The following is an 11,339-nucleotide window of genomic DNA, read 5'->3' as shown; positions in this document are numbered from 1 at the left end:
GCCCTCACCCTCACCTCCCACGCCGGCCACCTCCTCACCACCACCCCCACCGCCCCCCCACGGACCCCCCCCCGGGGAGGACCACGTCCCCGCCCCGCCCCCGCCCCGGCCCCCGCCCGGACGTGTCGGGGTACCGCGCTACACGGGGGGCGCGGTATCCCGGCACGCCCGGGCGGGGGCAGGCCCGGCCGGCCGGCTTCCGGAGCCGACCGGCTATCCCCGCAGGCCGGCCAGGTCCTCGCCACGGAGATCGAGATCGTTCGCCGCGAGGTTCTCCTCCAGATGGTCGAGGGAACCGGTGCCCGGAATCGCCAGTACCGCCGACGACTCCGCCAGCAGCAGGGCGATCCGCAGCTGCGCCCGGGTCACGCCCAGACGCGCGGCGACCTCGCCGAGCCGTTCAGCGTCGAGCGGGCCGCTGCCGACGCCGCCGCCGAGCGGGAAGTACGGCACGTACGCGATACCCGCTTCCTCGCACTCGGACAGCAGCCCCCTGTCACCGGTGTGCCGATTCTGCACCGCCGCGACGGGCGCGATCGCCCGGGCCTCGGCGAACTGGGCGGCATCGACGTTGCTGACGCCCAGGTGCCGGATCAGCCCCTGCGCGCGGAGCCCGGCCAGCACCGCGAACCGTTCGGCGATCGACTCGGCACCCGGCCCGGTCACCCCGCCGACCCGCAGATAGACCAGGTCGAGCCGCTCCAGTCCGAGCGAGCGCAGATCCGCCTCGACCAGGCCGCGCAGCTGATCGGCCGTCGCCTGCCCGCTCGGTACACCGTTCGCTCCGGGCAACGGCCCCACCTTCGTCGCGATCACCAGGTCGTCACGGTAGGGGGCCAGTGCCGTGCGGATCAGCTCGTTGGCCCACACCGCGTCCCGGCCGTAGAAGCCGGCCGTGTCGATGTGGTTCACACCCAGCTCCACGGCCCGGCGCAGCACCGCGATGCCCGTCCCGGGATCTCGCGCCGGACCGGCGAAGGTGCCCATCGCCAGGCGCATCGCGCCGAAGCCGAGCCGGTTGATCGTCAGCTCCCCGCCGAGGGGGAAGGTCTTGATCGCCATGACGCTCATGGTGTCCACCGGCACGACGTCCGGCGAGTTCGTGACAGCTTGCTGCCAGACTGGCGGGATGCGGAACGAAGAGGTGTTCTCAGTGCGGGGGGACTCGGAGTTGATCGCGCGCGCAGGTCATCTCTTCGAGTCCGCGCGGGTCGAGTTCCTGTGTGCCGCCCGGGATCTCAGGACCTGGTCGCACCCGGGGTCCAGGGCCGCGGTCCGCCGTCGGATGCGCGCGGCGGATGCGCCTGCCTTCACCCCCCGGAAGCTGCTCAGCCCGGTGGCGCTCGCCGACGAGGAGGCCCGCGCGCACCTGCGGCTGGTGCGGAGCAAGGGCGTTCTCGTCCGGATCAGCCGTTCGCCGCTGCCGCACGAGACCATTCTCATCGACCGGCGGGTGATGATCCTCGCCGGCCAGGAGACCCCCACCGGCCGCGAATACACCGTGACGACGTCGCAGATCCTGGTCGAGGGCGTTCGCTCGTTGTTCCGGGCGATCTGGGACGCCGCCGTCGACCTCGAAACCTATCTGGGCAGCGATGTCCCGCACCTCGATGCCGACGGCCGCATGATCCTCAAAGCCCTCGGTTCGGGCCTCACCGACGAATCGGCGGCCAGGAGACTCGGCCTCTCGCTGCGCACCTACCGGCGGCGGGTGGCCGGGCTGATGGCCGAGCTTGAGGCCGACTCCCGCTTCCAGGCCGGGCTGCGTGCGGCCGAGCTGGGGCTACCCCGTTGAAGCCACGGTGATCGCGGGCCTGCCCACCTGAGCACTGCGGAGCGCACAACCAACCGCCCCACGCCGCAAGGCCCTCGCCGCCAGGTCCGGCGCCACCACGCCGGCCACGGCTCTCGCTGCGGTGGCCCTGAACGCGACAGCCGCCGACGAGCGCAACCGGGCCCGGGCGAGCGCCGCCGAGGTCGCCTCGAAGCGGATCGCCGCGACGGCGGACGCGCTGCGCGCACAGGATCCCACGACCGCGGCAGCCCTGAGCCCGGCCGCCCACCGGACCGCAGACGCTCCGCGTGCGGAGGCAGCAGGACGACGGCACGGGCACGGGCCCCGGGGAGACGACCGGAGCCGAGCCGGAGTCGGCGATGATCCGCGACCAGGTGGTCGCCGTCCTCTCCGCACGCGGCCAACCCGTCCCCGTCGACCCGGGCACATCGGACGAACCCCTGCCCCTGCCCGGCGCCGTCGGCGGCTTGAACGGCCTCGCCGCCGACCCCGGTTCCGTCGTGGGCCGGGGGCCCCGGCCGGTCGCTGCCGACGGACCGTGAGGTACGTCGCATGCGGTCACCGGCTGCGGGCAGGCGCTGGACGCACGCATCCGGAGGTTCTCGAACGCTCCAGGTCGGAGGGAGATCTGCATGGCAAGGATCCACGGAGTGGGGTGGGCCCGGCGCCTTCCGCTCGGCACGGGAGTACGGGCCGCCCGGGAGTGGGCGCGCACGCACCTGGAGGCCCTGGGCTGGAACCAGGACGCGCCCGAGGCCGCGGACGCGGTGGTATTGGCCGTGTCCGAACTGGCCACCAACGCCCACGTCCACGCCAGCAGTGACGCGGAGCTGGTGCTGACGTGGGACGGGCGCTGTCTGCACCTGAGCGTCCACGATCACAGCCCTCGGCTGCCCCGTCCGCGATCGGCCGCCCCCGACGCCGTCGGCGGGCGGGGCCTGACACTGGTCGACGCGCTCGCCGACCACTGGCACACCCGCCGGCAGAAGAACGGCAAGACGGTCACCGCCTGCTTCCACCCGCCGGGCGTGGGGCCCTCTCACTGATCAGCCCGGCCGCGGCCGGCGGGAACGGCCGGTCGGGCTGCCCCCTGGACCATCCGTCCGGCTCTGCCCGGCCGCCGCTACGGCTGCGGATCGCCGGCCGGTCGTGGCCGGAGCCCGTCCTTCGCGCCGAGCTCGGCCTCCAGCCCCTGCCGGAGCCGCGCCGTCCGGAGCCCGCCCTCCCGCCGCCAGGCCCCGAACGCCCGGCCGGCGGGCGGACGGGCCAGGTGGCCCCCGCGCTCCGCCCGCGGTCGGCGAGAAAGGCCCGCCACATGATCCAGAGCGCGGCGCCACCGTTCACCGGACCGGCCAGGACGTCGGCGGGGTGGTGCATGCCGCGGTACAGCCGGCTGAACGCGACCAGGGCCGCCAGCAGCGCGGCCAGGACACAGAGCAACGGCCGCATCCGTCCCCGCACGCGCAACGCGGCGAGGACGGCCGGCGCACCGTCCAGCGCGACCGCGGCGCCGACGTGGCCGGACGGGAAACCGGAAGTCGGCGGCGCGGTATCGAGGTGCGGCGCGCAGGAAGACGACGCACTGGGCGGCGACCGCGCCGCCGAGGAAAGCCGCCTCCCGCCACCGCCGCCGCGACCCGACCAGCAGCGCCGGCACCCCGACGCCCGCCACGGCCACCACGACCCCGGTGCTCGCGAGGATCGAGAGCCATGCGGCGGTGACGCTGTCGAGGACGGGCCCGCGGCCCGCCGCGAGCCGGTCGGTGAGGCCATTCTCCTCCGGCCGCCAGAGGTGCAGCGGCGGACGGGTGATCGTGAGGCCGGCCAGGACCATGAGCACCGTCCGGGCCACCAGTGCCGACGCGATCGTTCGGAACGGATGCTGCACCCCTGGAGTCACGCCCCTCGCCTGCCCGGGCACCGCCGTTTCCTGGCAGCGCCGCCGCCCCGTGCGGACGGCGGCGTGCGCCCCTGCGCCACCGCCACCGGAGGCCAGGGCCGAGCAGCGCGTCGGCGACGACCCGGGTGCCACTGCTCCTGGTCCTCGTCACAGGTCCACCGTCTGGTCCCCGGCGCTCCCGAACGTCTCTCCCTGCCCGTGCCGGCCGCCCCGTGCGACCTCGGCCGCCCGCCGCTGGACGACCGGGGCGGCCGGCACGGGATGGTGATCGACGGCTCGCACCACCAGGCCCGTCGCGGCGGCCCCAAACGGGACCGAGCCCGGTCGGCCGCGCCCGACCGGGCTCGAAGCGCCACGTGATCACCGACTGAACGGCGTTGCTCCAGGAACCCAAGGACAGGGCAGCGGCCTTTCGGAGCTCCGCACCATGGATCAGACGCTGCGGCGGGGCAGCGGAATCGGCCCCGCCGGGTGGGGGATCAGGCGCCGTAGGTGCCGCTGGCCCATACCGGGTTGCCTTCGCCCTTGCCCTTGTACACGACCAGGTTGCCGTCGTTCTGGAACACGAAGTGCGAGTCGGCGCCGGCCCACCAGGTGCCGGTGGACCACAGGGCGGTGCCGTTGGTGTCGTAGACGACGAAGTTCCCGTCCGACTGCATCTTCGCCGTCGCGCCCGGGTGGTTGTACGTGCCGGTGGCCCAGATCGCCGAGCCGCTTTCCCTGTTGTACAGCACGAGGTTGCCATCGCCTTGCATGGCGAGCTCGTACTTGTAGCTGTAGCTGCACCATGCCGCGGTCGACACGATGGTGTAGTTGGCCCAGAAGCCGACGCCGATGACCAGCCGGGCGCTGAGAAACCGGCCGGGCCGAGCTCTGTCCAGGTCGGCAGTACCTGCTCGCCGAGATCGGCCTCGGGGCCCGCGGCTCGGATCGCCCTTTATGGATGATTTCCATGAAATCGCGATCATCGCGATCATCGCGATCGCCGCTGCCGACCGCGGCTGCTCCGCCCGGCCATTCCTCTCACCCCCGGTTGCGGACCGGCGCGCGGGGCAGACGGGTGATGCCTCGCGGGACGGCGGTGCCCGCCGTCCCGCGACAGGAACGGATGCCCGGTACGGCGGTCGGCCGACCGCCGCCCACCAACAGAAGGATGACTGGGACATGGGACACGGCGGGAACGTCATCGCGGAGCTCACTACCGACCACCGCGAGGTGGAAGAACTGTTCGACAAGATCAAAGCCCTGCCCTCCGGGGACGAGCGGCGCCGCACGATCGCGGACGAGTTCACCATCGAGCTGGTGCGCCACTCGGTCGCCGAGGAGCAGTACCTCTACCCGGCGGTGCGCGAGCACGTGCCCGGCGGCGCGTCGCTGGCCGACAAGGAACTCGCCGACCACGCCAAGGTCGAACGGCTCCTCAAGGAGCTGGAGGGCACCGATGTCGGGGACGCGCGGTTCGATGTCCTGGTGAGCCGCCTGATCACCGAGGTGGGCGAGCACGTGCGCGACGAGGAGGACAACCTGTTCCCGGCGCTGGCCGGCGTGTGCTCGCCCGAGCGGCTGGACGCACTGGGGGACAAGGTCCGCACCGCCAAGAAGACGGCGCCCACCCGCCCGCACCCCTCCGCCCCCGACACTCCGCCCGCCAACAAGCTCCTGGCTCCGGGTACCGGCATGGTCGACCGGGTGCGCGACTTCGTAACCGGCCGCGGCAAGTCCTGACCACCGCCTTCCGGAGGGCGCCGGCCCGACCCGCCCGACCCGCTACGACCCGGAGGCCGGCCGTCGGCACATCGCCGACCACATGACGTCCCGCCGGGCGAGGCCCGCCCCCGCCGCGCCCCTCCGGCTGCAGGTCCCTGCGGGACGCCGATCGGTCCCGTCCCGCGCGGGGCCGGCCGGCCCCGCGGGCGGGACCCGGTGTCGGGCAGGAGGCAGCGCACAGGTGCAGGCCATCACGCAGGGCCGCGCGCCTCGAAGCGGTGATCAACGTCGCCGTGATCCGGCTCATGGCTGCCCGGCTGGCCTGCGGGGAGGCCGAACCGCGCGGGCCCGTCGAGGACCGATGCAGCCCAGCCCGCTGCCCTGCCGGCGACCTCAAGGAGGAGCAGCCGCCCGGTTGCCCGGTGCCTTCTCAGCCGACGCGGCGCCAGTTGATCCACGAGCCGTCGCCGTTGCGGGTGATCTCGTACAGGTGGCCGTCGGCCCAGCGGGCGCGGAAGTACAGGGCGTCGGAGCCGTCGGAGTACAGCCGGATCTCGTTCGTGAGGTTGCCCCCCGAACGAGATCCAGTCACTGAGGACGCCCGACGGGCTGATCCACCGCACCCACATGGCGTTGTCGGTCCCGACCGCGAAGACGTGGTCGACGCCGTTGATGGTGTAGTAGAGGGGGTCGCCCAGGGCGCCGCCGCACTTGACCGGGCCGCCGGCCACGTCGAGGAACTTCACCTCGATCTTGGTGGCGCTGCAGTGGACGCGGGGAAACTTCGCGGGGACGGCCTGGGCCGCCGTCGCGGAGGCGACCGCGCCGCCCAGCGTCGCGCTCAGGAGCGCCACCGCGACGGCGGCGGTCTTCTTGATCCTCATCATCCGTGTCTCCCCGGTGGTGGTGGTCACGCGCTACTGACCACCCGACGCGCTGTCGTCGCCACCCGGTTCGGCCCCGTCCGCCCGGCCGCCCCGACCATGCCCCATCGGGCACGGCGGCGAGCGCACGGGCGGCCCCGAACCCGCCCCGCTTGCCTGCGTCGTGGCCGATCGCCTCGCCGCCCCGGTGACCGCGCACGGGCTGCGGGTCCCGGCCGTTGGCCACCCGCGTCCGCTCGCGCAGGGCATCGTGAACCCGGTTCCGGGTGCCGTGGCAGGTGTGGATCCGGTCGGCGGGGGAGTGGGACGGCGGGGTGAACTGCCCGCAGCCGCGCGGGTGGGTGCACCGCTTGCGGGCTGAGGGGGTGATTCGGGTGCAGAAGGAGCTGATGGCGGCCGCGCCTTCGAGTGCGACGGCGTCCGGAGCCCGCCTGCCCGGCCTGGGACCGGCGGTGACCACCAGCACGACGGCCGGGCCGGGCCGGGCCGGTTCGGGTGCGGGTGTGCGCCGACGAGGGCTCGGCCGCGTTCACAGCCCCGTCTGTGCGCGCAGAGAATAATTCGAGTTCGCGGTCGGGAAATTAAAACTCCGGAGGACCTGTAATTTCTGCCGGAAAGGTTCCGGTCTGCAACGGGCAGCACCGTGCGCTGTATCGAAGGAGTGGCTTGTGAGTTCTCAGGTGAAGGCATTCGGGTTCGGCATGCCGTGGGAATCGCTGTACGGTTACAGCCAGGCCGTTCAGGTGGGTGAAACCGTCTACGTGTCAGGTCAGTTGTCCCATGACCAGCATGGAAACTTCGTGGGCGCCGGCGACTTCGAATTGCAGGTCCGCACCACGCTGGAGAACCTCGACCTGGTACTGGGGCAGTTCGGTGCTGAACGGAGCCAGATCGTGGAAACCACGGTACTGGTGAGGAATCTGCGGGAGAACTTCGAGGCGGCAGCACGCCTCCACGCCGACTACTTCGGGGAGCACCGGCCGACCAGCACGGTCATGGGCATATCGGACCTGGCGCTGCCGGACCAGCTCGTGGAAATCGGTGCCCTTGTGCGTCTCGATGTGAAGCCCTAGCCGGATCGAGGCTCGGCCTGCGAGACGGAGGGGCTCCTGGAACCGGCCGTGCGCGGCCCGTCCCCGGCCCCTCCACCGCGACGGGCGCCGCAACACGCCCGGGAGCGGTCAGACCGCCGGATCCCGCGCGGTGCGGCGTCCAGAGAGCGTCCCCCAACCGCCCGGCCGATGAATCACACCCCCGGATCCCTGTGAGCTCGGGCGGCCGGTGAGAACAGGACCGTCCCCGTTCTCACCGCCCCGGGGTGAGGCCGGTGGCCGTGACCGCGGAGGAGCGGGCGACGGCCCACCACCTGGCCGATCCTGGCGGTGGCTTCGTGCCCGAACGCCGCATCACCGGACGGGCGCAGCGGGTGGTCCACCCGTCCGGACACAGGGCCGGCCCGGCCGGGCGGAGACCACGTGCCCCGGCCGCACGCTGACGCGCCGCCCGCGGGGCGGCCTTTCGCCGCCCTGCCGCCGCCATTGCCTTTTGCGCGTCGCGGATGGCGGATCCGCGCCGGACACTGCCGACGGATCAAGGGCTCGGGACACTAGTCCGGCGGTTCGGGGGTTCGGGGCTCGCCCGGTCCCGGTGCGGCCGGTTCGGGGTTCGGCGGGGCCGGAGCGGGACGCTGCGGCTCCGGGGGCGGTACAGGCGCGCCGGGTGGCGGCGGCGGATCCGGCACCAACGGGGGACGGTCGGGGCCGCCGGGGTCGTGAGGAGGTACGGCTTCGGGGGGCCGGGTCTGCTCGGTCACCGCGGGGTTGCTCCCTTCGTCGTCGGGCCGGCCCCTGGCTGCGCCGGCCGCTCTCCGCGTCCGCATGCCCTTGATCTGCGGATTCATGCGTTGGCGGCCGGTGCGCGGGAACCGGCGTCCGCACCCTCCGGGCGCCCGTACCGGCCGCGAGCCGTCCGCCCTGCCGCGATCCGTCCGCCCGACCCGCGCCCGCTGCCGCCGGCTGGACGAGGGCAGCCACGAAATCCTCGCCGCACAGCCCGCCCGGTCCTGCGGTCAGTCTCTCGTCGTCCGGTCCCGCCCGCTGCGCTTCGTCCGGGGCCAGGAGACCGCGCGGCCGGTCCGGGGCGGTGGCCGGGCTTGCGGGTGACAGGTCTCGTGTACGGGTGCGGCGAATCGGGCCGGGTTGTTCGGCGGTGGATTGAAGGGGCACCTACGGGTGGTAGAGCGCCTGGGCGCGTGCCATGTCCGCAGGCCCGTCCTGGCCGATGGGGAAGAAGTAACTCATCTGCCAGGCCTGCGTGCTGCGGGCTTGCCGGTTGGCCGTGGTCACCCACGGCGGGTAGACACGGAATCCTCTCTTCCCGCCGGAGCCGTTGCGGGAGACGATGCCGCGCTCGCACAGCACCTCGCGCGGGAACACGAACTGACCGAAGCCGTTGCCGTCGCGGCTGCTGATGACGAAGAGATCCACCTCGTCTTCGACGTCGAAGGGACGGATCGCTCCCTCCTCGGACCGCTGCCACACCGTGACGAACTGGCCCACCTTCGTCGGGGTGGTCTTGGCCACGCGGAACCGGACCGAGCGGCCATCGATCGTGAATCCGCAAGCCGCGTATTCGGTACTCTCCGGCTCGACCACCGGCAGCGAACAGACGAAGCCGCCCGGGCCGTACACCAGTGCCTTCGCCGCCAGCAGGTCACCGTGAAGCCCCGCCCACGGCCGATTCGTCACCATCGCGTCATCCTCCCATCGCGACCGCCGGCCAGCTCCACCGCTCGCCGCGCCCCGGGGCGGTGTCGAACGACGTGATCCCGCAGACGCTCGCCGAACGCGAGCAGCAGTTGGCGATGCTCGACTTCGACGGCACCCTGACCGGCCGCCTCACCGCGGTGACCGCCCGGGTCTCCAGGTACCGTGCCGCGCACGGCCCGGCGCCGGAGACCGGACACCGGGTGCTCGACGCCCTGCGGGTCCGCGCGGACCCGCGGACTCCCGACCTGGCCCCGACGGTGACCACCCACACGGTCACCGGGCGGTGCGGTCCGGACGCGGGTGTGCGAGGCCCTGCTCCACGACGGCCTGCACCTGACCCGATGGGGCCCGGGCCCTGTGACGCCGAGGAGTGCGAGGAACTCCTGGGTGCCTCGCAGGATCGCGGCACCGGGGCGGGCGCAGTACGGCCGAGGCCGGTGACGGTGGGTGCCGTGGTGGTCGAGGAGCGGCATTCGCGCAGTTGGTGGATGTCGACGGGGGGAAGCTCTGCCGGGTGGGTCGTGGTCCTGACGTCGATCGGCCGACCGCTGCGGTACCGGTCGCCGTCCGCTCCCCGGACGTCGCGGAAGGGCGTTGACGGCTGCCGGTAGCCTTCCCTCCCCGGGGGCCGGCCTGCGACGGGCGGGGCGCCCCTGCTGTGCCCGTCTCCCGAGAGGATGCCGATGTTCAAGGTCAACGAGTACTTCGACGGCGCGGTCAGGTCGATCGCCTTCACGGCGGAGGACGGTCCGGCGACCGTCGGCGTCATGGCGCCCGGTGAGTACGAGTTCGGCACCGCGAAGCGGGAGATCATGCACGTGGTCAGTGGCGCGCTGACCGTCAGGCTGCCCGGGTCCGAGCAGTGGGAGACCTTCCGGGCCGGCGGCCGCTTCGACGTCCCGGCCGACAGCAGGTTCCAGGTCAGGAGCGCGGTCGAGAGCGCCTACCTCTGCGAGTACCGCGACTGACGTCGCGTACCGCCCCGCCACCGACACCCGGAGGCCGGGCAGTCGCCGCCGGAGCGGTGACGGGCGATCCGTCCCGGCAGCCGGTCGGGGCCGTCCTGCGGACAGGGTCCGGGCCGGTGTCAGAGGCCGCCGAGCCCCGGCGGGTCGTTGACGGGTGTGCCGCCGGTGCGCGGTCGTTCGGGCCGGCGGAGGGCGCCGGACAGAGGGGCGAGCCTGCCGCGGAAGCTGCCCCAGGGCAGGACGGCGGCGAGCAGTTCGGCGTCCTGCGGGGAGAGGTCGTCGTTGGTGGCGGGTCTCCACGGCCGGTGGCGGGCGAAGTGGGCCTCCAGCGCGGCACGCCCCGCCTCCGTCCTATGGCTGCGCCAGTAGTGACCGCTCACCTCGGGGTGGGCGGCCTTCCAGACGGCGGCGAGCAGGACGGCCGTGGCCACGAGCGGGACGAGGAAGAGGCGGCCGCCCTCGTCGGCGGCCAGGGCGGTGGCCGTCAGTCCCATGGCGAGACACGGCACCTGGGCCCACACCAGCAGGTTGTGGCGGCGCTCCGCCGCGCGGGAGCGGCCGGGGTGTCTCGTCAGGCCCTGGTCCCCCAGTCCGTCGCCGATCGCGACGATGGCCCGGCTCCGCCCGAACCGGCCCGTCCTGCGCCACATCCTGCGCCGGGGCGAGCGACCGATCAACTTCAGCACGGCGGCCTCGACGGCGTCGCGCGGTTCGGGGTCGACGACGGTGATCACCTTGTCCCGCACCGTCAACCGGCCGCCGAGCACCATCGCGGCCATGGCCACCTCGGCCACCCGCTGCTCCTGGAATTCCAGGAATGCCACCTCGTACAGGGTGAACTCCTCGTCGGGCGGACGCGTACGCACCGGAGTGTGCAGGAAGACCCGCAACGCGCGGCGGTAGCGGACGGCACAGACAACGCCCAGCCCGTACGCGGCGACGAGCAGAACCCACCACGGCATGGCACCACCCCCGACCCCCGCCGACCCGCCTCCCTTTGTCACTTACCCCTCCCGGCCGTCCTCGACGCGGACGGCCGGGCCGGCGGGGACGCGGCGCCCGCCGGCCCGGCCGGCCCGGACCGTGCGTCCCGCCTCCGGCGCAGCAGCACGCCGGGCCGGCGCGACAGAACATGCGCAGCGCCCGGTGGAGGGCCAGGCTGCCCGATGTGATGAACGCGCCGTGGGGGGGGGGGGGGGGGGGGCCCCCCCCCCCCCGGGGGGGGGGGGGGGGGGGGGGGGGGGGCGGGGGGGGGGCGGGGGGGGCCCGCCCCCCCCCCCCCGACCCCGTGGAGGTGGGCGCCGCGCTGGCCGCGCT

Annotated in this window: 14 protein-coding genes and 1 pseudogene; 8 read left to right on the top strand and 7 right to left on the bottom strand. The window is 73.7% G+C overall.

The genetic code is table 11. The features are described 5' to 3' along the window. Positions 1–213 precede the first annotated feature (213 nt). Entirely contained in the window at positions 214–1,062 is an 849-nt protein-coding gene (locus ACFXAM_RS34210; protein ID WP_380297256.1) for an aldo/keto reductase, read from the bottom strand. Between the two features lie 67 nt (positions 1,063–1,129). Between ACFXAM_RS34210 and ACFXAM_RS34205 the strand changes: the two genes are divergently transcribed. From ACFXAM_RS34205 to ACFXAM_RS34195, 3 genes are all read left to right on the top strand, one after another. Next, positions 1,130–1,795, top strand: a complete 666-nt coding sequence (locus ACFXAM_RS34205; protein ID WP_380297258.1) for a DNA-binding response regulator — start codon at positions 1,130–1,132, stop codon at positions 1,793–1,795. Between the two features lie 287 nt (positions 1,796–2,082). Beyond that, positions 2,083–2,337, top strand: coding sequence for a hypothetical protein (locus ACFXAM_RS34200; protein WP_380297254.1), 255 nt, complete (start codon positions 2,083–2,085; stop codon positions 2,335–2,337). Positions 2,338–2,427: 90 nt separating this feature from the next. Then, positions 2,428–2,841 carry an ATP-binding protein gene (locus ACFXAM_RS34195; protein ID WP_380297252.1) on the top strand — a complete coding sequence of 138 codons (414 nt, stop codon included), beginning with the start codon at positions 2,428–2,430 and terminating at the stop codon, positions 2,839–2,841. On the opposite strand, the gene ACFXAM_RS34190 is transcribed toward ACFXAM_RS34195, so the two are convergent. Continuing rightward, positions 2,798–3,568: a phosphatase PAP2 family protein gene (locus tag ACFXAM_RS34190; protein ID WP_380297250.1), complete on the bottom strand. Its 771-nt coding sequence runs from the start codon at positions 3,566–3,568 to the stop codon at positions 2,798–2,800. The two genes, ACFXAM_RS34195 and ACFXAM_RS34190, sit on opposite strands and share 44 nt — an antisense overlap. A gap of 606 nt (positions 3,569–4,174) precedes the next feature. Continuing rightward, on the bottom strand, positions 4,175–4,672 hold the full coding sequence (locus ACFXAM_RS34185) for a hypothetical protein (RefSeq protein WP_380297248.1): 498 nt from the start codon (positions 4,670–4,672) through the stop codon (positions 4,175–4,177). 187 nt (positions 4,673–4,859) lie between these two features. Here ACFXAM_RS34185 and ACFXAM_RS34180 point away from each other — a divergent pair, with 187 nt between their 5' ends. Continuing rightward, positions 4,860–5,420, top strand: coding sequence for a hemerythrin domain-containing protein (locus ACFXAM_RS34180; RefSeq protein WP_380297246.1), 561 nt, complete (start codon positions 4,860–4,862; stop codon positions 5,418–5,420). A gap of 412 nt (positions 5,421–5,832) precedes the next feature. On the opposite strand, the gene ACFXAM_RS34175 is transcribed toward ACFXAM_RS34180, so the two are convergent. Then, on the bottom strand, positions 5,833–5,994 hold the full coding sequence (locus tag ACFXAM_RS34175) for a hypothetical protein (protein ID WP_380297245.1): 162 nt from the start codon (positions 5,992–5,994) through the stop codon (positions 5,833–5,835). A 161-nt stretch (positions 5,995–6,155) separates the two neighbouring features. Between ACFXAM_RS34175 and ACFXAM_RS34170 the strand changes: the two genes are divergently transcribed. Further along, the gene (locus tag ACFXAM_RS34170; RefSeq protein WP_380297260.1) at positions 6,156–6,326 is read left to right on the top strand and encodes a hypothetical protein; all 171 of its coding nucleotides are present in this window, start codon (positions 6,156–6,158) and stop codon (positions 6,324–6,326) included. A 108-nt stretch (positions 6,327–6,434) separates the two neighbouring features. On the opposite strand, the pseudogene ACFXAM_RS34165 reads toward ACFXAM_RS34170, so the two are convergent. Next, positions 6,435–6,575 (bottom strand): annotated as a pseudogene (locus tag ACFXAM_RS34165) (IS5/IS1182 family transposase); the annotation flags it as partial. A 379-nt stretch (positions 6,576–6,954) separates the two neighbouring features. Here ACFXAM_RS34165 and ACFXAM_RS34160 point away from each other — a divergent pair. Next, positions 6,955–7,359: a RidA family protein gene (locus ACFXAM_RS34160; RefSeq protein ID WP_380297244.1), complete on the top strand. Its 405-nt coding sequence runs from the start codon at positions 6,955–6,957 to the stop codon at positions 7,357–7,359. Between the two features lie 1,152 nt (positions 7,360–8,511). Here ACFXAM_RS34160 and ACFXAM_RS34155 read toward each other — a convergent pair. Continuing rightward, positions 8,512–9,036, bottom strand: coding sequence for a MepB family protein (locus ACFXAM_RS34155; protein ID WP_380297242.1), 525 nt, complete (start codon positions 9,034–9,036; stop codon positions 8,512–8,514). 59 nt (positions 9,037–9,095) lie between these two features. Here ACFXAM_RS34155 and ACFXAM_RS34150 point away from each other — a divergent pair, with 59 nt between their 5' ends. Continuing rightward, complete coding sequence (locus tag ACFXAM_RS34150) at positions 9,096–9,665, top strand: hypothetical protein (RefSeq protein ID WP_380297240.1); 570 nt, start codon at positions 9,096–9,098, stop codon at positions 9,663–9,665. Positions 9,666–9,737: 72 nt separating this feature from the next. Continuing rightward, complete coding sequence (locus ACFXAM_RS34145) at positions 9,738–10,022, top strand: pyrimidine/purine nucleoside phosphorylase (protein WP_380297238.1); 285 nt, start codon at positions 9,738–9,740, stop codon at positions 10,020–10,022. Between the two features lie 119 nt (positions 10,023–10,141). Here the strand turns inward: ACFXAM_RS34145 and ACFXAM_RS34140 are convergent, their stop codons facing one another. Beyond that, complete coding sequence (locus ACFXAM_RS34140; RefSeq protein WP_380297237.1) at positions 10,142–10,984, bottom strand: TIGR04222 domain-containing membrane protein; 843 nt, start codon at positions 10,982–10,984, stop codon at positions 10,142–10,144. Positions 10,985–11,339: the final 355 nt, after the last annotated feature.

Source organism: Kitasatospora sp. NPDC059462, from assembly GCF_042749955.1.
Lineage (GTDB): Bacteria > Actinomycetota > Actinomycetes > Streptomycetales > Streptomycetaceae > Kitasatospora.
This window is presented reverse-complemented; position numbering and strand designations above follow the sequence as displayed.

Coding starts and splice junctions, on each gene's coding strand:
- ACFXAM_RS34145 (WP_380297238.1), top strand. CDS start 9,738: ATGTTCAAGGTCAACGAGTACTTCGACGGCGCGGTCAGGTCGATCGCC.
- ACFXAM_RS34205 (WP_380297258.1), top strand. CDS start 1,130: ATGCGGAACGAAGAGGTGTTCTCAGTGCGGGGGGACTCGGAGTTGATC.
- ACFXAM_RS34185 (WP_380297248.1), bottom strand. CDS start 4,672: ATGATCGCGATGATCGCGATTTCATGGAAATCATCCATAAAGGGCGAT.
- ACFXAM_RS34180 (WP_380297246.1), top strand. CDS start 4,860: ATGGGACACGGCGGGAACGTCATCGCGGAGCTCACTACCGACCACCGC.
- ACFXAM_RS34195 (WP_380297252.1), top strand. CDS start 2,428: ATGGCAAGGATCCACGGAGTGGGGTGGGCCCGGCGCCTTCCGCTCGGC.
- ACFXAM_RS34210 (WP_380297256.1), bottom strand. CDS start 1,062: ATGGCGATCAAGACCTTCCCCCTCGGCGGGGAGCTGACGATCAACCGG.
- ACFXAM_RS34140 (WP_380297237.1), bottom strand. CDS start 10,984: ATGCCGTGGTGGGTTCTGCTCGTCGCCGCGTACGGGCTGGGCGTTGTC.
- ACFXAM_RS34190 (WP_380297250.1), bottom strand. CDS start 3,568: ATGGCCTCACCGACCGGCTCGCGGCGGGCCGCGGGCCCGTCCTCGACA.
- ACFXAM_RS34155 (WP_380297242.1), bottom strand. CDS start 9,036: ATGGTGACGAATCGGCCGTGGGCGGGGCTTCACGGTGACCTGCTGGCG.